Annotated in this window: 23 protein-coding genes; 14 read left to right on the forward strand and 9 right to left on the reverse strand. The window is 65.5% G+C overall.

All coding sequences use genetic code 11. From position 1 onward, the window contains the following. The first annotated feature begins 40 nt into the window (after positions 1-40). Both B7Y64_RS04750 and B7Y64_RS04755 read left to right on the forward strand, forming a co-directional pair. A complete protein-coding gene (locus tag B7Y64_RS04750; protein WP_291325658.1) occupies positions 41-946 on the forward strand; it encodes an AEC family transporter in 906 nt (301 codons plus the stop codon). Beyond that, positions 943-1,650, forward strand: coding sequence for a GDSL-type esterase/lipase family protein (locus B7Y64_RS04755; protein WP_291325659.1), 708 nt, complete (start codon positions 943-945; stop codon positions 1,648-1,650). Before B7Y64_RS04750 ends, B7Y64_RS04755 begins: the two co-directional genes overlap by 4 nt. 55 nt (positions 1,651-1,705) lie before the next feature. Here B7Y64_RS04755 and queG read toward each other — a convergent pair whose 3' ends face one another. After that, positions 1,706-2,785, reverse strand: coding sequence for a tRNA epoxyqueuosine(34) reductase QueG (gene queG, locus B7Y64_RS04760; protein ID WP_291328450.1), 1,080 nt, complete (start codon positions 2,783-2,785; stop codon positions 1,706-1,708). Between the two features lie 9 nt (positions 2,786-2,794). Here queG and tsaE point away from each other — a divergent pair, with 9 nt between their 5' ends. The 4 genes from tsaE to B7Y64_RS04780 all read left to right on the forward strand — a co-directional run bounded on the left by tsaE (position 2,795) and on the right by B7Y64_RS04780 (position 5,665). Beyond that, positions 2,795-3,310 (forward strand): tRNA (adenosine(37)-N6)-threonylcarbamoyltransferase complex ATPase subunit type 1 TsaE, encoded by a 516-nt coding sequence (gene tsaE, locus B7Y64_RS04765; protein WP_236637200.1) that lies wholly within the window; start codon positions 2,795-2,797, stop codon positions 3,308-3,310. Continuing rightward, positions 3,307-4,794: an N-acetylmuramoyl-L-alanine amidase gene (locus B7Y64_RS04770; RefSeq protein ID WP_291325660.1), complete on the forward strand. Its 1,488-nt coding sequence runs from the start codon at positions 3,307-3,309 to the stop codon at positions 4,792-4,794. Before tsaE ends, B7Y64_RS04770 begins: the two co-directional genes overlap by 4 nt. Positions 4,795-4,851: 57 nt before the next feature. Then, positions 4,852-5,184, forward strand: coding sequence for a cupin domain-containing protein (locus tag B7Y64_RS04775; protein ID WP_024814506.1), 333 nt, complete (start codon positions 4,852-4,854; stop codon positions 5,182-5,184). Between the two features lie 244 nt (positions 5,185-5,428). Continuing rightward, positions 5,429-5,665: a glycine zipper 2TM domain-containing protein gene (locus B7Y64_RS04780; RefSeq protein ID WP_024814505.1), complete on the forward strand. Its 237-nt coding sequence runs from the start codon at positions 5,429-5,431 to the stop codon at positions 5,663-5,665. Positions 5,666-5,734: 69 nt separating this feature from the next. Here the strand turns inward: B7Y64_RS04780 and B7Y64_RS04785 are convergent, their stop codons facing one another. Next, positions 5,735-6,382 (reverse strand): DedA family protein, encoded by a 648-nt coding sequence (locus tag B7Y64_RS04785; protein ID WP_024814504.1) that lies wholly within the window; start codon positions 6,380-6,382, stop codon positions 5,735-5,737. Between the two features lie 97 nt (positions 6,383-6,479). On the opposite strand from B7Y64_RS04785, the gene mutL reads away from it, so the two are divergent. Next, positions 6,480-8,525, forward strand: coding sequence for a DNA mismatch repair endonuclease MutL (gene mutL, locus B7Y64_RS04790; protein WP_291325661.1), 2,046 nt, complete (start codon positions 6,480-6,482; stop codon positions 8,523-8,525). A gap of 183 nt (positions 8,526-8,708) precedes the next feature. Here mutL and B7Y64_RS04795 read toward each other — a convergent pair whose 3' ends face one another. After that, positions 8,709-9,881 (reverse strand): glycerophosphodiester phosphodiesterase, encoded by a 1,173-nt coding sequence (locus tag B7Y64_RS04795; RefSeq protein WP_291328452.1) that lies wholly within the window; start codon positions 9,879-9,881, stop codon positions 8,709-8,711. A 252-nt stretch (positions 9,882-10,133) separates the two neighbouring features. Here B7Y64_RS04795 and gdhA point away from each other — a divergent pair, with 252 nt between their 5' ends. From gdhA to B7Y64_RS04820, 5 genes are all read left to right on the forward strand, one after another. Then, positions 10,134-11,477, forward strand: a complete 1,344-nt coding sequence (gdhA, locus tag B7Y64_RS04800) for an NADP-specific glutamate dehydrogenase (RefSeq protein WP_291328454.1) — start codon at positions 10,134-10,136, stop codon at positions 11,475-11,477. A 120-nt stretch (positions 11,478-11,597) separates the two neighbouring features. Further along, positions 11,598-12,731 (forward strand): PilT/PilU family type 4a pilus ATPase, encoded by a 1,134-nt coding sequence (locus tag B7Y64_RS04805; protein ID WP_291325422.1) that lies wholly within the window; start codon positions 11,598-11,600, stop codon positions 12,729-12,731. A gap of 75 nt (positions 12,732-12,806) precedes the next feature. Then, positions 12,807-14,042, forward strand: a complete 1,236-nt coding sequence (locus B7Y64_RS04810) for a multidrug effflux MFS transporter (protein WP_291325424.1) — start codon at positions 12,807-12,809, stop codon at positions 14,040-14,042. Next, positions 14,039-15,040 carry a tRNA (adenosine(37)-N6)-dimethylallyltransferase MiaA gene (gene miaA, locus B7Y64_RS04815; protein ID WP_291325426.1) on the forward strand — a complete coding sequence of 334 codons (1,002 nt, stop codon included), beginning with the start codon at positions 14,039-14,041 and terminating at the stop codon, positions 15,038-15,040. Before B7Y64_RS04810 ends, miaA begins: the two co-directional genes overlap by 4 nt. Next, complete coding sequence (locus B7Y64_RS04820) at positions 15,037-15,690, forward strand: ABC transporter ATP-binding protein (RefSeq protein WP_291328456.1); 654 nt, start codon at positions 15,037-15,039, stop codon at positions 15,688-15,690. Before miaA ends, B7Y64_RS04820 begins: the two co-directional genes overlap by 4 nt. A gap of 46 nt (positions 15,691-15,736) precedes the next feature. Here B7Y64_RS04820 and B7Y64_RS04825 read toward each other — a convergent pair whose 3' ends face one another. Next, the gene (locus tag B7Y64_RS04825) at positions 15,737-16,165 is read right to left on the reverse strand and encodes an Hsp20/alpha crystallin family protein (RefSeq protein WP_024814496.1); all 429 of its coding nucleotides are present in this window, start codon (positions 16,163-16,165) and stop codon (positions 15,737-15,739) included. A 166-nt stretch (positions 16,166-16,331) separates the two neighbouring features. Here B7Y64_RS04825 and B7Y64_RS04830 point away from each other — a divergent pair, with 166 nt between their 5' ends. After that, positions 16,332-18,998, forward strand: a complete 2,667-nt coding sequence (locus tag B7Y64_RS04830) for an ABC transporter permease (RefSeq protein ID WP_291328460.1) — start codon at positions 16,332-16,334, stop codon at positions 18,996-18,998. Positions 18,999-19,182: 184 nt separating this feature from the next. After that, a complete protein-coding gene (locus B7Y64_RS04835; RefSeq protein WP_291328489.1) occupies positions 19,183-20,352 on the forward strand; it encodes a carotenoid 1,2-hydratase in 1,170 nt (389 codons plus the stop codon). Positions 20,353-20,404: 52 nt separating this feature from the next. Here B7Y64_RS04835 and B7Y64_RS04840 read toward each other — a convergent pair whose 3' ends face one another. The 5 genes from B7Y64_RS04840 to B7Y64_RS04860 are packed head-to-tail and all read right to left on the reverse strand — an operon-like array spanning position 20,405 to position 25,088. Further along, complete coding sequence (locus B7Y64_RS04840) at positions 20,405-21,400, reverse strand: branched-chain amino acid ABC transporter permease (protein ID WP_291324026.1); 996 nt, start codon at positions 21,398-21,400, stop codon at positions 20,405-20,407. A 12-nt stretch (positions 21,401-21,412) separates the two neighbouring features. Continuing rightward, positions 21,413-22,297 carry a branched-chain amino acid ABC transporter permease gene (locus B7Y64_RS04845; RefSeq protein WP_024814492.1) on the reverse strand — a complete coding sequence of 295 codons (885 nt, stop codon included), beginning with the start codon at positions 22,295-22,297 and terminating at the stop codon, positions 21,413-21,415. Between the two features lie 36 nt (positions 22,298-22,333). After that, positions 22,334-23,530, reverse strand: coding sequence for an ABC transporter substrate-binding protein (locus tag B7Y64_RS04850; RefSeq protein WP_291324025.1), 1,197 nt, complete (start codon positions 23,528-23,530; stop codon positions 22,334-22,336). Positions 23,531-23,590: 60 nt separating this feature from the next. Further along, entirely contained in the window at positions 23,591-24,316 is a 726-nt protein-coding gene (locus B7Y64_RS04855) for an ABC transporter ATP-binding protein (RefSeq protein ID WP_024814490.1), read from the reverse strand. 1 nt (position 24,317) lies between these two features. Next, positions 24,318-25,088 (reverse strand): ABC transporter ATP-binding protein, encoded by a 771-nt coding sequence (locus B7Y64_RS04860; RefSeq protein WP_111865408.1) that lies wholly within the window; start codon positions 25,086-25,088, stop codon positions 24,318-24,320. Positions 25,089-25,297: the final 209 nt, after the last annotated feature.

Here is a 25,297-nt window from a genome sequence, read left to right on the forward strand (position 1 = left end):
CCAACCCGCACACAAACGCCCCTCGGGTATTCTCGGCTCCGTGAATTACGCCCAGCTTCTCCTTCCCGACTTCACCCTCATCCTTTTCGGCTACCTGGTCTGCCGATACACCGCACTCAACCGCTCCGTGTGGCAGCCCGTGGAGAGCCTCGTGTACTACCTGCTGTTTCCCGTGCTGCTGTTCCAGTCCATCGTGAGAAGCCCGGTGGACATTGGTGCCGCCTCGGGCCTGATCGGCGCGGGCCTGCTGTCGGGCCTGGCGGGCATTGCGCTGGCCTACAGCCTGCCGCACTGGCCGTGGCTGGGCAAGCGCATCGACGCCCGCGACCACGCAGCCAGCGCGCAGGTGGCGTTTCGCTTCAACTCCTTCATCGGTCTGGCGCTGGCCGAGCGACTGGCCGGCGCGCAAGGCCTTCTGATGATTGCCGTGCTGATCGGCGTGTGCGTTCCTTTGTTCAACGTGGCCGCGGTGTGGCCCATGGCGCGCCACGGCCAGCATGGCTTTGCACGCGAACTGCTGCGCAACCCCCTCATCATTGCCACCGCCTCGGGGCTGGCGGCCAACCTGCTGGGCTTTCGCATTCCCGACTGGCTGGAGCCCACCGTGGGCCGCATCAGCGCGGCCTCGCTGGCGCTGGGCCTGATGGCAGCGGGCGCGGGCATGCAGTTCGGCCTGCTCACGCGCAGCAAAACGCTCAGCACCGCCGTGCTGGCCATTCGCCACCTGGCGCAGCCGCTCATCGCATTTGCCATGGCGCAGCTGTTTGCACTCAACCCGGTGCAGACCACTGTGCTGCTGGCGTTCTCGGCCTTGCCCACGGCCTCCACCTGCTATGTGCTGGCGGCGCGCATGGGCTACAACGGGCCGTATGTGGCGGGGCTGGTGACACTGTCCACGCTGCTGGGCGTCGTCAGCCTGCCTTTTGCGCTGGGGTTTTTGCGATGAAGACTCAACCACTCCCACCCGAAGCGTACGGCCTCTCCCGCCCCTCGCACACTTCGCGCCCCTCGCGCCGGCGCGTGCTGGCGGCCGGCCTGGTGAGCGCGCTGCTGGCACCGCTTGCCGCCTGTGGCCGCAAAGCGCCGCGCGCCCAGCCCATTGCGCCCGGGGCCACGGTGCTGGCCCTGGGCGATTCGCTGACCTCGGGCGTGGGCGCATCACCCGACGCCGCTTACCCCGCCGTGCTGCAGCGCCTGACAGGCTGGAAAGTCATCAATGGCGGCGTCTCAGGCGACACCGCAGCACAGGCGCTGGAGCGACTGCCCGCGCTGCTGCAAACGCACAGCCCCGCGCTGGTGATCGTGAGCATTGGCGGCAACGATTTTTTGCGCCGCCAGAGCGCATCGGTCACACGCACCCACGTGCGCCAGATCTGCGAGCAGGCCCGCGCCAGTGGCGCGCAGGTGCTGCTGGTGGCCGTGCCCGAGCTGTCGCTGATGGCGGCGGCAGGCCGGTTGAGCGATCACGCCATGTACGAAGAGATTGCCAGCGCACTGAAGATTCCGCTGCACAGCAAAGGCTGGGCTGATGTGCTGGCCAGCGAGCACCTGCGCACCGACAGCGTGCATGCCAATGCGGCGGGCTATGCGCAGTTTGTGCAGGGGCTGGTGGTCACGCTCAAAACCACAGGGCTGCTGGCAAAGGGCTGATAACTCCTGTTTTTATAGCTGCTAGCGCTTATCCATAAAGGGCTATAGGCACTTTTCACTCAAAATCAAGCGCCCACGCCACATGTTCGCGCACCAGTTCGCTGGGGTCTTGCGCCCGTGACTGCAGCGCCGCGCGCACGGCCCCGTCACCCGTGGCACGCAGCGCGTTGCCCAGCGCCACGGCCACGTTGCGCAGCCAGCGCTCGTGGCCAATGCGGCGGATTGGACCGCCCTCGGTCATGCGCAAGAAGGTGGCCTCGTCCCAGGCAAACAGATGCACCAGCTGCTGGCCCGCCAGGCCCTTGCGCTCGTCAAAATCCGGCAGGCGGCTGACCTGCGCAAACTTGTTCCAGGGGCAGATCAGCTGGCAGTCGTCACAGCCATAGATGCGGTTGGCCAGCAGCGGGCGCAGCTCTACCGGTATTGGCCCCGCGTGCTCGATGGTGAGGTACGAGATACAGCGCCGCGCGTCCAGCCGGTGCGGCGCAATGATGGCCTGCGTGGGGCACACGTCGATGCAGGCGCTGCAGCTGCCGCAGTGCGCAGTGACGGGCTCGCTGGGCTGCAGCGCCATGTCCACGTAAATCTCGCCCAAAAAATACATCGAGCCCGCTTCTCGGTTGAGCACCAGCGTGTGCTTGCCGCGCCAGCCCTGGCCGCTGCGTGCGGCGAGTTCGGCCTCCAGCACCGGCGCCGAATCGGTGAAAACGCGGTGACCAAAAGGGCCAATGGCCTCGCCAATGCGGTCGCTCAGCTTTTGCAGGCGCGCACGCAGCACCTTGTGGTAGTCGCGCCCCCGGGCATACACCGACACAATGCCTTCTTGCGGGCGCGCGAGGCGGGCAAACTCCACGGCCTGCCAGCCGCCATGCGCCTGCATGGACATGTCGCGCGGCAGGTAGTCCATGCGCGCGGTGATCACGCTCACGGTGCCTGGCACCAGCTCGGCCGGGCGGGCGCGCTTGAGGCCATGCGCAGCCATGTAATGCATGTCGCCATGGAACCCTTGCGCCAGCCACTGCATCAATCCGGGCTCGGACGCAGACAAATCCACGCCCGCCACGCCAATTTGGGAAAATCCCAGCTCACGGGCCCACTCCCGCACTTGAGGAACGAGTTGACTGTTGCACCACATATCGGCCGGATTGTAGAAACCTCCGCCCCACAAGCCCCTGCCGACGGCGCGCGCGTGCTGAACTGGCGCAGCGAAGACGACACGGCGGCATGGGCCCGCACGCTGGCCGCGCAGCCCTTGCTGGCCAATGCCTTCCTCACGCTGCATGGCGATCTGGGGGCCGGCAAGACCACGCTGGTGCGCCACCTGCTGCGCGCGCTGGGCGTGCAGGGCCGCATCAAAAGCCCCACCTATGCCGTGGTTGAGCCACACGAGGCGCCGGGGCTCGCCCCTCACGCCACGACGGTGTGGCACTTCGACTTCTACCGCTTTGACGACCCGCGCGAATGGGAAGACGCTGGTTTCAGGGACATTTTTGCCAGCCCGGGCCTCAAGGTGGCAGAATGGCCAGAAAAGGCTGCGGCGCTTACTCCGCTTGCCGACCTTGCTATATACATTGAAGCAACTGACGAAACCGACAGGAAGGTCACGCTGCTGGCCCACACGCCCCTGGGCCGCAGCCTGCTGCAAGGAATGAACGCATGACACCCGACCCCGGCCCGCTGCACCCCTCCCTGCCGTCCGCCCCGTCGCGCCGCACGCTGCTGCAGGCTGGCAGCCTGGTGCTGCTGCTGGGCACACAGCAAATTGCGCGGGGCGCCACCATTTTGGCGGTGCGCGTGTGGCCGGCGCCCGAGTATTCGCGCGTCACCATCGAATCCGACGGTCAACTCACCACCAAGCAGTTTTTCGTTACCACCCCGCCCCGCCTGGCGCTGGACATTGAAGGCATCGACCTGAGCCCCGAACTGCGCGAGCTGGTGGCCAAGGTCAACCCCGACGACCCCAACATTGCCGGCATCCGCGCGGGCCAGAACACGCCGGGGGTGGTGCGTCTGGTGATTGATCTCAAGCAGGCTGCGCTGCCCCAGGTGTTTACGCTCCCGCCCGTGGCCGCCTACCGCCACCGGCTGGTGGTGGACCTGTACCCCGCAGAACCCGTGGACCCGCTGGAAGCCCTGATTGCCGAGCGCCTGCGGGATGCGCCCTCTGCAGCAACGTCCCCCACCGCATCCAAAGAGCCTGCAACGCCCGTCGTCCCCCGCTCCCGCGCACCGCAGCCCGCCACAGCCACAGCCCCCGCCGAGCCCGACCCGCTGGGCGAGCTGATGGCCCAGCGCGCCACGCGTGCGCTGCCGCCCGAGGCACCGCCCCCTGCTGCCCCAGTGGCGGTGGCCACTGCCGCAGCCCCGGCGCAGGCCAGCGCGCGCGGCACTGCCAGCACCCGTGCCAGCGCCACGCAGACCGACCGCATCATCATCGTGGCGCTGGACCCTGGCCATGGTGGCGAAGACCCTGGCGCCATCGGCCCGGCGGGCACCCGCGAAAAAGACGTGGTGCTGCGCGTGGCCCACCTGCTGCGCGACCGCATCAACGCCACCACCGTGGGCGGCAACCCCATGCGCGCCTACCTCACGCGCGACGGTGACTATTTCGTGCCCTTGGGCACCCGTGTCGAGAAGGCGCGGCGCGTGCAGGCCGACCTGTTTGTCAGCATCCATGCCGACGCATTCACCACGCCCGCCGCACGCGGCGCCAGCGTGTTTGCGCTGAGCCAGGGCGGTGCCTCCAGCACTGCGGCGCGCTGGCTGGCGAACAAGGAGAACCAGGCCGACCTGGTGGGGGGGCTCAACGTGCAGTCCAGAGACCGGCATGTGCAACGCGCCCTCCTCGACATGAGCACCACGGCGCAGATCAACGACAGCCTGCGCCTGGGCACGGTGCTGCTGGGCGAGATCGGCAACGTGGGCAAGCTGCACAAGCCCCGGGTGGAACAGGCCGGGTTTGCCGTGCTCAAGGCCCCCGACATTCCCAGCGTGCTGGTGGAAACCGCCTTCATCAGCAACCCCGAAGAAGAAGCGCGCCTGCGCAGCAACGCCTACCAGGTGCAGCTGGCAGATGCACTGATGCGCGGCATCTCGCGGTATTTCGCCAAAAACCCGCCGCTCGCCCGCAGCCGGTCGGTGTAAGGGCGTTTTTGCAATGTAATTTCGGCCACTTCACCCCGCTGAACAGGAGACACCCCCATGGCACTTACCCACACCCCTTCTGGCCAGGTCGTCAGTGTCCTTCCGCTGGGTGACCGGCTGGCACAGGCCACCTCCAGCGCCATCCTCAAGGCGGGCCAGCTCGAAGTCATGCGCGTGGTGCTGCCCGCCGGCAAGAGCATGCGCGAGCACCAGACCCCCGGTGAGATCACCGTGCAATGCCTGGAAGGCACGGTGCATTTTCAGTCTGGCGGCGCCACGCATTTGCTGCGCGCGGGCGATCTGGTGCACCTGCAGCCACGGGCACTGCACGCACTGACGGCGGTACAAGACGCCTCGCTGCTGGTCACCATCTGCCTGGTTGCGGGCTGACCGGGCCCGGGGGCCCGAGCCGCCGACACACGGGCTGCAGGCTGCAGGCTGCAGGCTGCAGGCCGCAGGCGGCCATGGGCTGGGCAATGTGGCCACCCCACGCATGCCTTGTCCTACACGCTCTGGCCGGAGGCTCCTACACCGCAGCCGCGAGCAGGGCGCGATAGTGGGCCCATGCCCTTGTGGCGGCCCTGACTGCACCTCCAGTCCCGGCTTGGCCACCCATCTTAAAAGGAACCCCTCCATGAATACCCGTCTTGTCCTTGCCTCCACCTTTTGTGCCGCCGCCCTTGCCCTGGGTGGATGCGCCTCCAATCCCACCAACACCCAGATCGGCACCGGCGTAGGCGCCGTGGTCGGGGGAGTTGCCGGAAACGCCGTGCTGGGCGGCACGCTGGGCACCGTGGGGGGTGCCGCAGCCGGCGCCCTCATCGGCCACGAACTCGGCGAAGACCGCGATCAACGCAAGCCACGCCGTTAATCCAGTCCTGTCAAAAGAGTGCCTGGCACGGGTTGATTCCGCGCCAGGCACTCTTTTTTTGTGGGGCAGTCAGGCCACGGTGGCCTTGCGGCCAGCTCGCCAGGCGCCAAAAATAGCGATCAGTCCGGGTATGAAAATCATGGCCCAAATGATCTTGTCCAGGTTTTCTTTCACCCAGGCAAAGTTGCCAAAAAAGTAGCCGGCAGAGCAGATTCCCAGCACCCACAGCAGGGCTCCGCCCACGTTGAAGGCGGTGAACTTGCCGCGCGACATCTCGGCCACGCCGGCCACAAAGGGCGCGAAGGTGCGAATGAAGGGCATGAAGCGCGCGATCACGATCGTGATGCCGCCATAGCGCTCGTAAAAATCATGCGCCTGCTGAAACGCCCGGCGGTTAAACCAGCGCGAATCCTCCCACTGAAAAACCTTGGGGCCGAAATAGCGCCCGATGGAGTAGTTGCACTGGTCGCCCAAAATGGCCGCCACCACCAGCAGCGTGCAGGCCAGCGGAAAATTCAGCAGCCCGGCACCGCACAGCGCACCCACGATGAACAGCAGCGAGTCGCCCGGCAAAAAAGGCATGACCACCAGCCCGGTCTCCACGAACACGATCAGAAACAGCAGCGCATACACCCAGGCGCCATAGCTGGTGACAAAGGCTTCGAGGTATTTGTCGACATGCAGGATGAAGTCGATCAGAAAGGTCACTAATTCCATGGGGGGTTCCGGCAACACAAAGGCAGCGCGCATTATCCCCACCGCCCGGCGCCGCCCGCCCGATGCCCCTGCAAGGCCCCGCCCTAAAATCGCCCGGGTGAACGACACCCTGCACTCCCCACCGCCCCGCCGCCCCATCCGCGACCTGCCCGACGAGCTCATCAGCCAGATCGCCGCCGGCGAAGTGGTGGAACGCCCCGCCTCGGTGGTGCGCGAGCTGGTGGACAACGCCCTGGACTCGGGCGCCACGCAGATCACCGTGCGCCTGCTGGCGGGTGGCGTGCGCCTGATTGCGGTGGAAGACGATGGCTGTGGCATTCCGCACGACGAACTGCCCATTGCCCTGCGCCGCCACGCCACCAGCAAGATCACCAGCCTGCACGACCTGGAAACCGTTGCCACCATGGGGTTTCGGGGCGAAGCGCTGGCCGCCATCGGCTCGGTATCCGAGATGGCGCTGTTGTCGCGCCCCGCGCACCAGACCAGCGCCTTCCTGCTCGACGCCCGCAGCGGCGAGCTGCGTCCGACAGCGCGTGGCACCGGCACCACGGTGGAGGTGAAAGAACTGTTCTTTTCCACCCCGGCGCGCCGCAAGTTCTTGAAAACCGATGCCACCGAGCTGGCCCACTGCGTCGAATCGGTGCGCCGCCACGCGCTGGCGCGGCCCGATGTGGGCTTTGCCATCTGGCACGAGGGCAAACTGGTCGAGCAGTGGCGCGCCACCCTGGTGCCGGGCGATGCCAACGTGCAGGACGCTTTGGCGCGCCGGCTGGCCGACGTGCTGGGCGACGACTTCGTGGCGCAATCGGTGGACGTGCGCCACACCGAGGGGCGCGTCACCGTCACCGGCCGCGCAGGCCTGCCCGACGCGGCGCGCTCGCGCGCCGACCAGCAATACTGCTATGTCAACGGCCGCTTTGTGCGCGACAAGGTGCTCACGCACGCCGCGCGCAGCGCCTACGAAGACGTGCTGCACGGCCACAAGCAGCCCGTGTATGCGCTGTATGTCGAGATCGACCCCGCACGCGTGGACGTCAACGTGCACCCCACCAAGATCGAGGTGCGCTTTCGCGACAGCCGCGAGGTACACCAGGCCGTGCGCCACGCGGTAGAGAACGCGCTGGCCGCCCCCCGCGTCGCCGCGCTGGCTGCCGCCGAGGCCGCGCACACGCCTGAAACGGCCACGGCGCAGAGCGCCACCGTCGATTTCAAGCAAAAACAGGCGCAAGCCCTTATGTGGCAAGCGCAAGCAGCTATTAAATTTGATGACCGAGGCCACCAGGTAGCAGACCTCCAAGCGCTGTGGGGGCCCCGAAAAGACAGCGAGACGGTGTGGCCCACCGGGCCGACTGCACCCGGGATGAACGCGCCGGGCGCAGCCTACGCGCCAGAGACGGGCACCCTGCGCACGCCGCTGACGCCCCCCGCATTCATCGCCCACCCCGCGGACATGCCTGCCCCGGGCAACGGCAGCGCTGCCGATGGAGCTGCCTGGCCGCTGGGCCGCGACGGCCAGGAGATCGCCTGGCCGCTGGGCCGCGATAGCCAGGAGATCGCTTGGCCCCTGGGCCGCGCGGTGGCCCAACTGCATGGCGTGTACATCCTGGCTGAGAACGCCCAGGGGCTGGTGCTGGTAGACATGCACGCCGCCCATGAGCGCATCGTCTATGAACGCCTCAAGGCCCAGGTGGACAGCGGCGCCCGCATTGCGAGCCAGCCGCTGCTGATACCCGCCACGTTCGCGGCCACGCCCGAAGAAGTGGCCACCGCCGAAGAATCGGCAGAGGTGCTGGCCACGCTGGGCCTCGAAGTGGTGCCCTTCTCCCCCAAGACGCTGGCGGTGCGCGCCGTGCCCACCACGCTGGCACAAGGTGACCCGGTGGAACTGGCCCGCAGCGTGCTGGCCGAGTTGGCTGCCCACGACGCCAGCACGGTGGTGCAACGCGCCCGCAATGAAATCCTGGGCACCATGGCCTGCCACGGCGCCGTGCGCGCCAACCGCAAACTCACCCTCGACGAGATGAACGCCCTGCTGAGGCAGATGGAAGTGACCGAGCGCAGTGACCAGTGCAACCACGGCCGCCCGACGTGGCGGCAGCTCTCGATGAAAGAGCTGGACGGGCTGTTTTTGCGCGGGCGGTAGTGACTCCTCGGGACGCCTGAGGTCACGGCCCCAACGGCCGACAGAGCGATCAAGCGACGCGCAGCGCTCGCACAAGCGCTGCCGAAAGCCAGCGCTCCCGCGCAAGCGGCCGCCAATCGTCCCACGTGCAGGCGCTGGGAGCATCCCCCTTGAGGGGATGGCGCGCAGCGCCTCCGGGGGGCTTCAGTTATCCCGCGCGGCCTTGGCGGTGTCGGGGAAGTCGCTGAACACGCCATCCACCCCCAGCGCATAAAACAGCTTGTACTCGGCCTTGGGGTCGCCCTTGAAGTCCGATGCCAGGCGCTTGGCCTCGCTGCGGAAGGTGTAGGCGTGCACGAACAGGCCGGCCGCATGCGCATTGGGCACCACAGCGGTGGCGGGCATCATCACGCGGTCGCGCTCGTCGATCTTGCCGTCGCCGTTCAGGTCGTCGGCCTTGGCGTCGTTGTTGGCGTCCACTTGCTTGGAAGGGATCAGGTAGGGCTTCCAGGGGCCGATGCCGTCGGCATAGGTTTTCACCTCTTTCAGGCCTTCGGGGGTAAGCAGGCTGGCGAAGGTGCGCTTGTCGCCGGCCACGGCAAAGTCGTAGGGCTTGTCGTAGGGCGCCACGAGCGACATGCTGCCGTCGGCCTTCACGTCGTCGGCATCCACCAGTTGCACCAGGCGGATCTGTGTCTTGCTGCGCAGGTATTTCAGGTTGGACACCTCGAAGGACTGCACGATCACAGGCGATGCCTTGGTGGTGTAGCCATAATTGGCCAGTGTGGCCAGCAGGCGGTCTTCGAGCTTCAGGCCCAGGTTGGCATGGTAAGTGGGGTGCTTGGTTTCAGGGTACACACCCACGGTGCGGCCGACCTTGCTGCCTTCGCTCTTGGCCAGGTCCAGCACCTCATCGAGCGTGGGAATCTGGAACTTGCCGTTGTACTGTGGGTCGCGGTCGGACAGGGGCTGAATGGCGCGCAGGGTCTTGATTTCGGCCAGCGTGAAGTCCGATGCGAACCAGCCTTCCTCTTCCACGCCATCGACCACCTTCTTGGTCTTGCGGCTGGCAAATTCTGCGCGGGTGGAGACATCGGTGGTGCCGGTGATGTTGGGCTCGTGGCGGGCGACGAGCACGCCATCCTTGGTGGCCACCAGATCGGGCTCGATGAAATCGGCGCCCATGTCGATGGCCTTTTTGTAGCCCTCGAGCGTGTGGTCGGGCAGATAGCCCGACGCGCCCCGGTGGCCAATCACCAGCGGCCGATCGCCCGTGAGCGTAGGGTAGCGCGCATCATCGCTGCCACCGCACGCAGCCAGCGCCGCGGCCAGTGTCAGACCCAGAACCCCGGCTCTTGCCGCTTGTTGTTTGTGCATGTTGTTCGTCCCTCTTTGGCGTAGTGAAAGCAGACCACTGTGGCGAGAAACGGTGACAAGCGCATGACATGGCAACGCACCAGAACCGACCGCCAGAGCGCACCAAAACAGCCCTTCAGCGCACCAAAAACTCGCACGGCGCGCGAAATGCCCCACGACTGTGCGCAGTTTGTGCATGAGCGCATGTGTTTTTGACATAATCCGTTGCTGCAACGCCGCATTCTTCGTTTTTTGCACAGAAAGCCCCTTTCCATGAAGTACGACTCCGTAGACAGCTTCCTTGCGCAGGTCGCGCAGCGCAACCCTGGTCAACCTGAATTTCTGCAGGCTGTCACCGAAGTCATGGAAAGCCTTTGGCCCTTCATTGAAAAGCACCCCCGCTACGCCGAACACGGCCTGCTGGAGCGTCTGGTTGAGCCCGAGCGCGTGGTGATGTTCCGCGTGTCGTGGGTGGACGACCATGGCACCGTGCAGGTCAACCGCGGCTACCGCATCCAGCACAGCATGGCCATTGGCCCCTACAAAGGCGGTCTGCGGTTTCACCCCTCGGTGAACCTGTCGGTGCTGAAGTTCCTGGGGTTCGAACAAACCTTCAAGAACGCGCTGACCACGCTGCCCATGGGCGGCGGCAAGGGCGGCTCCGACTTCGACCCCAAGGGCAAGAGCCCCGCAGAAGTCATGCGCTTTTGCCAGGCTTTTGTGTCGGAACTGTTCCGCCATGTCGGCGCCGACACCGATGTACCTGCCGGTGACATCGGCGTGGGCGGCCGCGAGGTGGGCTACATGGCCGGCATGTACAAGAAGCTCAGCAACCGTGCCGACTGCGTGTTCACGGGCAAGGGCCTGTCGTTTGGCGGCTCGCTGATCCGCCCCGAGGCCACTGGCTACGGCACGGTGTACTTTGCGCAGGAAATGCTCAAGACCCGCGGCCAGTCGTTTGACGGCAAGACCGTGTCGGTGTCCGGCTCGGGCAACGTGGCGCAATATGCAGTTGAAAAAGCCATGGCCCTGGGTGCCAAGGTCGTCTCGGTTTCCGACTCCAGCGGCACCGTGTACGACAAGGACGGGTTCACGCCCGAAAAGCTGGCCATCCTGATGGAAGTGAAGAACCACAAATACGGCCGCGTCAACGACTACGCCCAGCTGGTGGGTGCCGAGTTCCAGGCCGGCAAGACGCCATGGCATATCCCCGTGGACGTGGCCCTGCCTTGCGCCACGCAAAACGAACTCAACGCCGACGATGCCGCCACGTTGATCAAAAACGGCGTGCTGTGCGTGGCCGAAGGCGCCAACATGCCCTCCACCATCGAAGCGGCCAAAGCGTTTGAAGCCGCTGGCGTGCTGTACGCGCCCGGCAAGGCATCGAATGCCGGTGGCGTGGCCACCTCGGGCCTGGAAATGAGCCAGAACGCTGCCCGCCTGTCGTGGCCCGCCGAAGAAGTGGACGCCCGCCTGCTGCAAATCATGCAAGGCATCCATGCTGCCTGCCTGAAGTATGGCCAGCGCGCCGATGGCTCCATCAGCTACATCGACGGCGCCAACATCGCCGGCTTTGTGAAGGTGGCCGACGCCATGCTGGCACAGGGTGTGGTGTAAGCCACCCACGCGCATTCGCGCACCAGCATCAAGGGGCTTCGGCCCCTTTTTTTTGGCTGCGGCAGCTTGCAGGCTATGCTTGATGCTTGATACAAATTGCCACAAGTCACGGGATTCACAGTGGAAATATTCAGCTTTCTGAACGCCATGGTCGAGAAGGGTGGCTCCGACCTATTCTTCAGCGTGGGCGCGCCCGTCAATCTCAAGATCGAAGGCGTCACCCACCCCCTGAAAATGCCTGCGCTGCATCCCGGGCAAGTCAAGCAGCTGGCCTATTCGGTGATGAACGAAAAGCAGATCAGCGAGTTCGAGGCCAAGATGGAGATGAACCTCTCCATCTCGGCTGAAAACCTGGGGCGCTTTCGGGTGAATGTGTTTGTGCAGCGCGGCGAGACCGGCATGGTGGTGCGCTACATCAAGAGCAAGATTCCGCCGCTGGCGGCACTGGGCCTGCCGCCAATCCTTGAAAAGCTCGTGCTGCGCAAGCGCGGGCTGGTGCTGGTGACCGGGGCCACCGGGTCGGGCAAATCGACCACGCTGGCTTCCATGATCAACTACCGCAACGAAAACGTGACCGGGCACATCCTCACCATCGAGGATCCGCTGGAGTTTCTGCACGCCCACAAGCGCTCGGTGGTGAACCAGCGGGAAGTGGGTATCGACACCCTGTCGTATGAAGATGCGCTCAAGAACGCGCTGCGCGAGGCGCCCGACGTGATCATGATCGGCGAGATCCGCGACCGCCAGACCATGAAACAGGCCATTTCCTACGCAGAGACCGGCCACCTGTGCCTGTCCACGCTGCACGCCAACAATGCCAACCAGGCGATGGAACGGGTCATCAACTTCTTCCCCGAAGACGCGCACCACCAGTTGCTCCTGGACCTGAGCCTGAACCTGGCAGGCGTGGTGTCGCAGCGGCTGATTCCGGGTCTGCACGAAAAGCTGGTGCCGGCGGTCGAGGTGATGCTCAACTCGCCCTACATCGCCGATCTGATCGCCAAGGGCGAGTTTTCGGGCATCAAGGAGACCATGGGGCGCAGCACCGAAATCGGCATGTGCACCTTTGACCAGGCGCTGTACGCGCTGTACACGGAAGGCCGGATTTCGCTGGAGGAAGCCCTGCACAATGCCGATTCCCGCACCGATCTGGCCCTGCGTGTGCGGCTGGCAGCCGGCGTGAGCACATCGGATGCGGGGGAGCTGTCCATCGACACGTCCACGCCCCTGCAGTCGGCGTCCCGCCTGTCTTGAGCGGCCTCCAACACGGGTTGTGCCCGGGGCCTGGCAAGGCTTTGACTGCTGCCGGCATCTGCTACCCTCCAGCGCATGTCTGACGCTTCCAACGCCCCGGCACACACGGGTGCTGCGGCCATGCCAGCCTGGCTGGTCATTGGCCTGCTGGCGCTGCTGCTGGGCCTGCAGCCGGTCACCACCGATCTTTATCTGCCCGCGCTGCCCACGCTCAAGGCACAACTGCTGGCCAGCATGGCGCAATCGCAACTCACGCTCACGGCCTTGCTGCTGGCGTTTGGCTGCTCGCAGGTGGTTTGGGGGCCGCTGTCGGACCGCTGGGGGCGCCGCCCCATCCTGCTCCTGGGGCTGACCGCCTATGTGGCGGCCGCACTGGGCTGCGCCCTCGCGCAATCGATGGAGTCACTGATCTTCTGGCGCACCGTACAGGGCGCCGCCATGGGCGCCGGCGTGATGGGTGCACGCGCCGTGGTGCGCGACCTGTATGCCCCGGTGCAAGGGGCCCACGCCATGTCGCGTGCGCTCACGGGCCTGGGCATCATTGCGTGCCTGAGCCCGCCGCTGGGCGGCCTGCTGGCGGGGCAGCTGGGCTGGCGCGCCACGATGGCGGCACTGGCGTGCTTTGGCGGCATGGCGCTGCTGCTGGTCCTGCTGCGATTTGAAGAAACCCTGGCCCGCCCCAATCCGCAGGCCCTGCGCCCTGCGCACCTGGCGCGCACCTGGGGGCAGATCCTGCGCCACCCTACCTTTTTGGCCTACTCGGCCACCACGACCTTCACCTATGCGGGGCTGTTCACGTACCTGGCGGCCTCGTCGTTCACCTTCATCCAGGTGCTGGGCTGGAGCCCCACGGCCTATGGGCTGCTGCTGTCGTGCAACGCAGCGATGTACATCACCGGCACGGTGCTGTGCCGGCGCCTGCTGGTGCGCTGGGGGCTGCGCCGCAGCATTGCGCTGGCGGGCCTGCTCAGCGCCACAGGGGGCACGCTGATGGGTGTATTCGCGCTGGCTGGCGTACAAAACGGCTGGGCCTATGCCCTGCCGTTTCTGCTCTACCAGATCGCGCATGGCATCCACATGCCCTGCAGCCAGAGCGGCGCCGTGGGCCCCTTTCCGCATGCCGCCGGCACGGCCGCCGCACTGAACGGCTTTGTCATGATGCTGGTGGCGTTTGGGGTGGGCCAATGGCTGGGCCAGCGCATGGACGGCACGGTGCTGCCGCTCGCCTTGGGCGTGTGGTTCTGGGGCGTGTGCGCCGCCCTTGCCGCGTGGACACTGGTGCAGAAATTCGGGGAGCCGACCAAGGCATGAATACACCGCTACCCATCATCGCCATTGCCGGGCCCACGGCCTCAGGCAAAACGGCCGGCGCGCTGGCGCTGGCGGCCGTGCTGGCACCGCGCCTGCCGGTCGAGATCATCAGCGTGGATTCGGCCCTGGTGTACCGCAGCATGGACATTGGCACCGCCAAACCCACGCGCGCCGAGCTGGCCGCCGTGCCGCACCACCTGATCGACATCCGCGACCCGTTGCAGGCCTACAGCGCCGTCGAGTTTGTGCAGGATGCCGAGCGGCTAATGGCCGAGATCCGCGCGCGCGGCGCCCTGCCACTGCTGGTGGGCGGCACCATGCTGTATTTCAAGGCACTGTTTGACGGCATTGACGACATGCCCCCCGCCGACGCTGCCGTGCGTGCGCGGCTGGAGGCCCAGGCGTTTGACCAGGGCTGGCCCGCGCTGCACGCTGAACTGGCCCGCGTGGACCCCGCCACCGCCGCACGACTGGCGCCCGCCGACAGCCAGCGCATCCAGCGTGCGCTGGAGGTGTGGCATGTTTCGGGCCAACCCATCTCCCACTTTCACACTACAAAAAAGAGAGCTACTAGCGCAGACTCCATAAGCGCTACCGCCCTTTTTTCTTTGGAGCCCGAAGACCGCGCCTGGCTGCACGAGCGCATTGCACGGCGCTTTGACGCCATGCTGGCGGAAGGCTTTGTGGACGAAGTGCGCCAGTTGCGTGCGCGCGGCGACCTGCACCCCGACCTGCCGTCGATGCGCTGCGTGGGCTACCGCCAGGCCTGGGAAGCTCTCGATGCCCAAACGGCGGCCGGCCCCGAAGCACCGCTGGACCTGGCCGGGCTGCGCGAGCGCGGCATTGCCTCCACCCGCCAGTTGGCCAAGCGCCAGATCACCTGGCTGCGCAGCATGCCGCACCGCCACACCATTGCCTGCGACCAGCCCGATGCCACCGCCCGCCTGGTGCAGGCCGTGCTGCACCGCCTGGAGCGCACGGAGCACGGCGCGCCATGAACAGCGTTCTTCACGTCGAGGCCCTGGCCAAGCACTACGGCGGCACGCCGGTGTTTGCCAACGTGCAGTTCACGGTGCAGCCGGGGGAGTTTGTGGCCATCGTGGGCGACTCGGGCGTGGGCAAATCCACCCTGCTCAACTGCCTGGCGGGGCTGGACCACTGGGATGCGGGGCGCATCGTGCATGGCGACACCGACTTGGCGCCGCTGGATGAAGCGCAGCGCGCCCTGTGGCGGCGCGCCCATGTGGGGTTTGTGTTTCAGGCCTTTCATGTGCTGCCCCACCTCAGCGTGGCGCAGAACGTAGCCTTGCCGCTCATGCTGCTGGACCGCACCGAACCCGATCGGGTGCAGCACATGCTGGCAGCCGTGGGCCTGGCCGACCTGGGCGAGCGCCTGCCCCAGCAACTGAGCGGTGGCCAACTGCAGCGCGTGGCCATTGCGCGCGCCCTGGTGCACCGCCCCGGGTTGCTGCTGGCCGATGAACCCACCGGCAACCTGGACCCCGGAACGGCCGCGCGTGTGATGGACCTGCTGCTCGCGCAGACGCGCGAACACGATGCTTCGCTGGTGCTGGTCACGCACTCCGACGCCGCCGCCGCGCGCGCCGACCGGGTGCTGCGCCTCACAGCCGACGGTATCGCCAACTGAGCACGGCACCAGCCATGCCGAGCGACAGACAGTCGCCGGCCCCCGCTTATTCGATGGAGAGCCGCTGCGCGTTGCCGCCCTGCTTTTTGGGCAGCGTGAGCGTCAGCACGCCGTTGTCGTATTTGGCCTTGGCCTGCGCGGCATCCACATCGACGGGCAACTGAAAACTGCGCGCCACCGAGCCGAAATAGCGCTCGGAACGCAGCACCTTCTCGCCCTCTGTCTTCTGGTCATGCTGGCGCACCTCGGCGCGCAGGCTGACCACATTGCCGTCGATCGAGACATGAATGTCCTCCTTGGGCACACCGGGCACTTCGGCCTGCACGGTGTAGCCGCCATCGGTTTCCTTCACATCCACCTTGATCTGCGAGGGCGTCGGTACACCGTCGCCATGCAGTGGACGCACATAAAAGCCGGGGGCGATGTCCTTGAAGAAGTCATCGAACAAACTGCCACGTGTAACCAGAGAATTCATGGTGAAGCTCCTGAACGTAAGGGTTGGACAACCGGGCCGGCAAGGAAGAGCACCAGCCCCAAGTCCAACATACGAACAGGCTGGCCCGATTTCAAGAGCCGCTGCGGTTGCGTTTGATCTGTCTCAATGGCCTGCCCTGTCTGTGCTGGGCCGTCACAATCGGGTCATGCTTGCACTGCTTCGCACCTTCTCCTGGCAAGAGTTGCGCCACCATCCCTGGCGCAGCGCCGCCGCAGTGGCCGCCGTGATGCTGGGCGTAGCGCTGGCCTTTGCCGTGCATGTGATCAACACCTCGGCCCTCGATGAGTTTTCGCAGGCCGTGCGCGCCGTGAACGGCCAGCCCGATCTGGAGCTGCGCGCCATGCAGGGCCCGTTGCCCGAAGCGCTTTATGCGCAGCTGGCCAACCACCCGCAGGTGGCGCGTGCCAGCCCCTGGCTGGAGCTGTCCACCATGGCCCAGGTGGATGCCCCACCGACCACACAGCCCGCCACGCCACCAGCCACCGCACCAGCGGTGGCACCCGCGCCCGCACCCGCCCGCGTGGTGCTGCGGGTGGTGGGGGCCGATGCGCTGCTGCTGCCTGCCGTGGCGCCCGCGCTCATGCCCCGCGCGTTTGCCACCAGCGAGCGGCTGGCCATGCTGGCGCCGGCCACCGTGTTTCTCAACGCGGCGGCCTTGCAGGCCCTGGGCCTGGCGACAGATGGCAGTGGCCCGGCACAGCTGCAGCTGCAGGCCGGCCCGCACGGATCGCACACGGTGCGCGTGGCGGGCACCGTGGCAGCGGGTGGCGCGCCCCTGGCCGTGATGGACATCGGCGCGGCGCAGGACCTGTGGGGGCAAGGGGGTCGCCTCACCCGCATTGATCTGCAACTGCAACCGGGCGCCGACCGCACGGCATTTGCGCAGGCGCTGCAATCACTGCCCGGCTGGCCCGCCAACGCCGTGCTGGCCGAGCCTGGCGATGCCGTGCAGCGAATCGGCAACCTGTCGCGCGCCTACCGCGTCAACCTGACGGTGCTGGCGCTGGTGGCGCTGTTCACGGGGGCATTTCTGGTGTTTTCGGTGCTGGCGCTCAGCGTGGCGCAGCGCGCGCCCCAGTTTGCGTTGCTGGCGGTGCTGGGCGCCACGCCGCGCCAGCGCCTGGCGCTGGTGCTGGCCGAGTCGGCCCTGCTGGGGCTGGTGGGCAGTGCCGCCGGCATTGCGCTGGGCACGGCGCTGGCGGCCACCGCGCTGCAACTGCTGGGGGGCGACCTGGGTGGCGGCTACTTTGCCGGCGTACAACCGACGCTGCACTGGAGCGGCCCGGCTGCGCTGCTCTACGGCGCACTGGGTGTTGTCGCCGCGCTGGTGGGGGGCTGGTGGCCCGCGCGTGCCGCCCGCAATCTGCCGCCTGCGCAAACGCTCAAGGGTCTGGGCGCCACGGCTGGCCCAGGGGCAGGCGCTACTACGGGTATCATTTTGATAGCTGCTGGCGCTTTACTGGCAAGCGCTCCACCCATATTCGGCATTGCATTGGCCGCCTACGTCGCAATTGGCTTGCTGCTGGTGGGCGGCATTGCGCTGCTGCCCTGGGGCATGGCCTGGCTGTTGCACCGCCTGCGCCCGTTGGCGGCCAGCCATCTGCTGCTGATGCTGCCCCTGGAGCGCGCGCGCCGCATGCGCGGCACGGCCGCCATTGCGGTGGGCGGCGTAGTGGCCAGCTTGAGCCTGGCCGTGGCGCTGACGGTGATGGTGGCCAGCTTTCGCGGCTCGGTCACCCAATGGCTCGATGCGGTGCTGCCATCTCCGCTGTATGTGCGCTCGGCCCTGAGTGCGGCAGGGGGCGAATCGGCCCTGCTGCCGCCGGGGTTCGACGAAGCCGTGGCGCAGTTGCCCGGCGTGGACCGCGTGCAACCCCTGCGCATCGGCCCGCTACAGCTGGACGCCGCACGCCCCGCCCTCACGCTGATGAGTCGCCCGCTGGGCAGCGATCCCGCGCGCGCGCTGCCGCTGGTGGCTGCGGCGCTGCCCGTGCCCGAAGGCCGCATGGGGGTTTACATCAGCGAGGCGGTGGTGGACCTGTATGGCCTGCAGCCCGGCATGGAGTGGCCCGCACTTTCAAGGTCTTTTAGCCCTCTGAAGCATGATGGACAAGCGCAATCAGCTCTATTTTTTATAGCAGGCGTATGGCGCGACTATGCCCGCCAGTCGGGCACCGTGGCCATGGACCTGGCCGACTACCTGCGCCTGACGGGCGACACACGTGCCAGCGATCTGGCACTGTGGCCCCGCGATGGCACCGACCTGGCGCAGTTACAGCAGGCGATCCGCGCGCTGGCCGGGCCCGATGCTGGCACAGAGGCCCCCACGGAGGCAGGCGCAGCAGGGCTGGAATTTGTCTCGTCCGGTTCCATCCGCGAGCGCTCGCTGCGCATCTTCGACCGCAGCTTTGCCGTCACCTACTGGCTGCAGGCGGTGGCCATTGGTATCGGCCTGTTTGGTGTTGCGGCCAGCTTCAGCGCGCAGGTGCTGGCACGGCGCAAGGAGTTCGGTTTGCTGGCCCACCTGGGCCTCACACGCCGCCAGATTCTGGCCGTGGTAGCCGGCGAAGGCGCGGCATGGACCGGCGTGGGCGCAGCCGTGGGGGTGCTGCTGGGCCTGGCCGTGGCATTTGTGCTGGTGCACGTGGTCAACCCGCAAAGCTTTCACTGGACCATGGATCTGCGCGTGCCCGCAGCCCGCTTGCTGGCACTGTGCGCCGTGGTGGTGGCCTCAGGCACCCTTACGGCCTGGCTGGCGGGCCGGGCGGCAGCCGGACAGGATGCGGTGCTGGCCGTCAAGGAAGACTGGTAGGTCCGGCCGGATGCCCGCTAAACCCTACAACCGGCCCGAAAGCATTGAAAGACAATTCACGCCATGCCCGCGCAGCCCCCATTTTTTGAACCCCACGGCGGGGCCTGCGGCTCTGGCCACGGCACCCCGACCCACCAGCGCCGGTATGCCAGTCAAGCCTGACATGCCAGCCGCGCAGCTGCCCATGCCCCTCACACCGCCGCCCGGGCGCTTTGCCCTGTGCACGCGCCGCCAATGGCTGGCGCTGATCCTGGGGGCGGGCGCGGCCAATGCGCTGGCGCTGCCCGTGCGAACGCTTCAATTTCCGCGCGACCATGGCAGCCACCCGGACCTGCACACCGAATGGTGGTACCTCACGGGCCATGTGCATGCCGAGGGCAGGCTGTGGGGGTTTCAGGTGACGTTTTTCCGCTCGCGGGTGGATGCCACGCAAGGCATGCAGTCGGCCTTTGCGGCCAGGCAGCTGCTGTTCGCCCACGCGGCACTGACCGACATCCAGGGCCAGCGCTTGCACCACGACCAACGCATCGCCCGCGCGGGCTTTGGCGTGGCGCAGGCCAGCGAGTCCGACACGGCCGTCAAGCTGCGCGACTGGTCGCTTGCCAGAACCGCCCTGCCCGACGGCACCCAGCGTGCAGCGCCCGGCAGCGCTGGACAAAGCCCCATCACCAGCGGCAGCCGCTATCTCGCACGGGTCGAGGGCGACGGCTTCGGGCTCGACTTGCGCTGCGACACAGCCCAGCCGCCGCTGCTGCAAGGCCGGCAGGGCCTGTCCCGCAAAGGCCCTGAGGCTGCCCAGGCCAGCTATTACTACAGCCAGCCACAGCTGGCCGTGAGCGGCGCCATTGTGCTGAACGGGCGCAGTATGGTCATTGAAAGCAGCACCACCGACAACGACACCAACCGCGCCTGGCTGGACCATGAATGGAGCGATGCGCTGATGCACCCCGACGCCGTGGGCTGGGACTGGATAGGCATGAACCTCTACGACGGCAGCGCGCTCACGGCGTTTCGCTTGCGGCGCGCCGATGGCTCAACGCTGTGGACGGGTGGCTCGTTCCGCCCGGTGCGCCAGGAGACCCAGGTGTTTGCCAACAACACCGTGGTGTTTGCCGCAGAACGCCACTGGAGCAGCCCCTTGAGCGACGCCCGCTACCCGGTGCAATGGCTGGTGACAACCCCCGCTGGCCAGTTTGGTGTGCGTGCGCTGCTGGACGACCAGGAGCTCGACAGCAGCAGCTCTACCGGGGCGATTTACTGGGAAGGCCTGTCGGAGTTGCGCAATGGCGCGGGCGAAGCCGTTGGCCGGGGCTATCTGGAAATGACGGGATACAAAAAGCCGCTGCGCTTGTGACGCAACGGCCTATGGCTGCAAAAAATGGGCGACTCCGATCGATTCGGGCGAATCAGCCTTTGTTGCCCGCCTTGCGGCGAACCAGCCAGGCAATGATTTCGCCCATGATGCCGCGGCGGAATGCCAGCACGCAGATCACAAAAATCAGGCCCGTCACCATGGTGACCGACTCACCCAGCGTGTTGAACCATTCCACGCTGGTCAGCGTGGCCAGGAAGCTGCCGATTTCACCCAGCTTGTTCTCCAGCAACACCACCACGGCCGAGCCCACCAACGGCCCCGACAGCGTGCCAAGGCCACCCACCAGCGTCATCAGCACCACATGGCCCGATGCAGTCCAGTGCACATCGCTGAGCGTGGCAAACCCCAGCACCAGGGTTTTGAGCGAGCCGGCCAGCCCCGACAGCGCAGCCGACAGCACAAACGCCAGCAGCTTGAAGCGGTTGGTGTCGTAGCCCAGCGAAATGGCACGCGGCTCGTTTTCCTTGATGGCCTTGAGCACCTGACCATAGGGCGAGTGCACGGTGCGCACGATCAGCAAAAACGCCGCCACCACCACGACCAGCACCACGTAGTACATGGCCAGGTCATTTTGCAGATCAAACACACCAAACAGCTTGCCGCGTGGCACGCCTTGCAGCCCGTCTTCACCACCGGTAAAGGGCATCTGCAGGCAGATGAAGAACAGCATCTGCGCCAGTGCCAGCGTAATCATCGTGGAGTAGATGCCTGTGCGGCGAATGGCAAAGAAACCGACCACCAGGCCCAGCAACGCGCCGCTGGCCGTGCCCAGCAGCAGGCCGATTTCGGGGGTAAAGCCCCACACCTTCATGGACTGGCCTGCCACATAGGCCGAACCCCCCAGAAAGGCCGCATGGCCAAAAGACAGCATGCCGGTGTAGCCAAGCAGCAGGTTGAAGGCGGAGGCAAACAGCGCGAAGCACATCAGCTTCATCACGAACACCGGGTAGGCGCCCAGCAACGGCGCCACCAGCAGGCCGATGAACAACAGGCCGTAGCCAATAGCGGTAAGGTTCTTGGAATTCATGTGAACAGCCCCTTATTTTTCTTTGCCGAACAGGCCGGCGGGGCGAATCAGGAGAACGATGACCATGATGACAAACACCACGGTCGAGGATGCTTCGGGATAGAACACCTTGGTGAATCCTTCGACGATGCCCAGGCCCAGCCCGGTCAGGATGGAGCCCATGATGGAGCCCATGCCACCGATCACGACCACGGCAAACACCACGATGATGAGGTTTTGCCCCATCAGCGGAGACACCTGGTACACCGGCGCTGCCAGCACACCGGCAAAGGCCGCCAAACCGGCACCAAACGCATAGGTCAGCGTGATCATCAGCGGCACGTTGACACCAAACGCTTCCACCAGGCGCGGGTTCTCGGTGCCCGCACGCAGGTAGGCGCCCAACTTGGTCTTTTCGATCACATACCACGTGGCAATGCACACCGTGATGGAAGCCACAACCACCCAGGCACGGTAGTTGGGCATGATCATGAAGCCCAGACTGGTGGCGCCTTCGAGCAGCTCAGGGGTGTCATAACCCAGGCCCGAGACACCGTAGATCGAGCGAAAGATGCCCTCGATCAGCAGCGTCAGTCCCAGTGTGAGCAGCAGGCCATACAGATGGTCCAGCTTGTAGATCCAGCGCAGCAGCAGCCGCTCGATCAAAACCCCGAACACCCCCACCACCAGCGGCGCCAGCACCAGCATCAACCAGTAGTTGATGCCGAAGTAGTTCATGGCCATCCAGGTAATCACGGCCCCCATCATGAACAGCGCACCGTGCGCAAAGTTGATGACGTTGAGCAGGCCGAAAATCACGGCCAGCCCGAGGCTGAGGATTGCGTAAAACGAGCCATTGACCAGCCCCAAAAGGAGCTGACTCAAGAGACCCGGCAATGAGACACCAAAAATTTCCATGGCAGGCGGCAGAAGGCGGGGGGTCAGGTCAGGAGCTTATTTCCAGAGAGCGCACTTGCTCTCGGCCTTGGTCGTGAAGATCTGGTCGCCAGGAATCTTCTTGACGACCTTGAAGTAATCCCAAGGCTTGGTTGACTCGGAAGGCTTCTTCACTTGCAGCAGGTACATGTCGTGCACATAGCGGCCATCGGGGCGCAGCGTGCCGGAGGCGTAGAAGTCATTCATCGGCATGGCGCGCCAGGCGGCCATGACCTTGTCGGCATCCACGCTCTTGGCAGCTTCAACGGCCTTGAGGTAATTCATGGTGGCCGAGTAATCAGCCGCCTGAATCGATGTGGGCATGCGCTTGGTCTTGTCGAAGAAACGCTTGCCGAACTTGCGCGTCTCGTCGTTCAGATCCCAATACCAGCTGCTGGTGAATTGCAGGCCTTCGGTGTTCTTGAGACCCAGGCTGTGGATGTCGGTGATGAACAGCAGCAGGCCCGCCATCTTCATCGTCTTGTCAATGCCGAATTCCTTGGCGGCCTTGATGGCATTGATGGTGTCGCCACCCGCATTGGCCAGACCGAGAATTTGTGCCTTGGAGTTTTGCGCCTGCAGCAGGAACGAAGAGAAGTCCGATGCGTTGAGCGGGTGACGCACAGAGCCTGCAACCGTTCCGCCCTTGGCCTTGACGGCGGCAGAGGTGTCCGCTTCGAGTGCCTGACCAAAGGCATAGTCAGCTGTCAGGAAAAACCAGCTCTTGCCGCCCGCATCCACAATGGCCGAGCCGGTGCCGCGGGCCAGCGCCACGGTGTCGTAGGCGTAGTGCACGGTGTAGGGGGTGCATTGCTCATTGGTCAGGGCCGATGAGCCGGCACCACTGTTGACATAGACGCGCTTCTTTTCCGCAGCCACCTTGGCGGCAGCCAGCGCCGTGCCCGAGTTGGTGCCACCGAACAGCATGGTCACGCCCTGTGTGTCGATCCATTCACGCGCCTTGGAGGCGGCGATGTCGGCCTTGTTCTGGTGGTCCGCGCTGATCAATTCGACCGGCATGCCCAGCACCTTGCCGCCAAAGTCGTCGATGGCCATCTGGATCGCCACGGCACCGTTCTTGCCCTCCACGTCGGCATACAGGCTGGACATGTCGGTGATGAAACCGATCTTGACTTTGTCCTGCGCGTGGACGGCCGAAGTGGCCAGGCCGGCTGCGCCGAGCATCAGTGCGAGTGCCTTGAGCTTGTTTTTCATGAATGTCTCCTGTTGTGGTGATAAATGTTGCAAAAACACGGGACGTGGCAGTCCGCCCGCTCAGACGCCGAGAAGGTTGTTGAGCACCGGCATCTTTTCTTCCAGCTCGCTGGCGCCGAATTTCTCGACGATGCGGCCGTGCTCCATCACATAAAAGCGGTCAGCCAGCGGTGCAGCAAAGCGGAAGTTCTGCTCGACCATGACCACCGTGTAGCCGCGTTCGCGCAGCATGATGATCATGCGGGCCAGCGCCTGCACGATGACGGGCGCCAGGCCTTCAGAGATTTCATCGAGCAGCAGCAGCTTGGCGCCGGTGCGCAGGATGCGCGCCACGGCCAGCATCTGCTGCTCACCGCCCGACAGGCGCGTGCCCTGGCTGTGGCGGCGTTCGGCCAGGTTGGGGAACATGGCATAAATTTCATCAATCGACATGCCCTGCGTGCCCGTCTTGAGAACCGGCGGAAGCAGCAGGTTTTCTTCGCACGACAGGCTGGAGAAAATGCCCCGTTCTTCAGGGCAGTAGCCCACGCCCAGGTGCGCAATGCGGTGCGTTGGCATGTGGATGGTCTCCACACCATTGATCTTCACAGAGCCCTTGCGGGCGCCGGTGAGGCCCATGACAGCCCGCATGGTGGTGGTGCGACCAGCGCCGTTGCGCCCGAGCAAGGTCACGACTTCGCCGGGCCGCACCATGATGTCCACGCCATGCAGCACATGCGACTCGCCGTACCAGGCTTCCAGATGGCTGATTTCCAGCGCAGGGGTGTTGGAGGCAGTGGTGGCCATTTCAGTGGGCTCCCTGCAGTTGGCCATCGGTCGTGCCCATGTAGGCTTCCATCACTTGGGGGTTATTCGAAACTTCGGCGTAAGGCCCTTCTGCCAGCACGGCACCACGCTGCAGCACGGTGATGCAATCGGCAATGGTGGACACCACTTTCATGTTGTGCTCGACCATCAGGATGGTCCGGCCAGCCGAGACCTTCTTGATGAGTTGCGTGACGCGGTCCACGTCCTCGTGACCCATGCCCTGCGTGGGTTCATCGAGCAGCATGAGCTCTGGCTCCATGGCCAGCGTGGTGGCGATTTCGAGGGCGCGCTTGCGGCCATAGGGCAGGTTCACCGTGAGTTCGTCGGCCAGGTCTTCCAGGCCCACTTCGGTGAGCAGCTCCATGGCGCGGGCATCGAGCTGGCGCAGGCTGCGCTCGCTGCGCCAGAAATGAAAGGCGGTGCCCAGCTTGCGCTGCAGCCCAATGCGCACGTTCTCCATCAGCGTCAGGTGCGGAAACACCGCTGATATCTGGAACGAACGGATCACGCCGCGGCGCGCGATCTCAGCGGGCTTTTCGCGCGTGATGTCCTGCCCGTTAAAACGGATCAGACCCGAGGTGGGCTCCAGAAATTTGGTGAGCAGGTTAAAGCAGGTGGTCTTGCCGGCGCCATTGGGTCCAATCAGGGCGTGGATGGAGCCACGGCGCACCGACAGGGTCACGTTGCTGACCGCGGTGAAGCCTTTGAACTCTTTGGTCAGGCTTTGTGTTTCAAGAATGACGTCGCTCATTGCGCCTTGATCGCTCCATGGGGATGCTGAGGAAAGAGCCTTGCCGCAAGGTCTCGGAAGATGCGTTTTGTTGAGTTGCATCGTAAGTCCCGGCATGGGCACGCAGGTACTGGGACAAATGCCTATGTATAAATGCCTACGTAAGAACGCCCACCCCACCGCGCCAACACGCGTTTGCGCAACGGGCGTCGCAATGGTCCGTATGGAGC

Origin of the sequence: Acidovorax sp. 35-64-16, assembly GCF_002281195.1 — a bacterium.
GTDB lineage: Bacteria > Pseudomonadota > Gammaproteobacteria > Burkholderiales > Burkholderiaceae_C > Acidovorax > Acidovorax defluvii.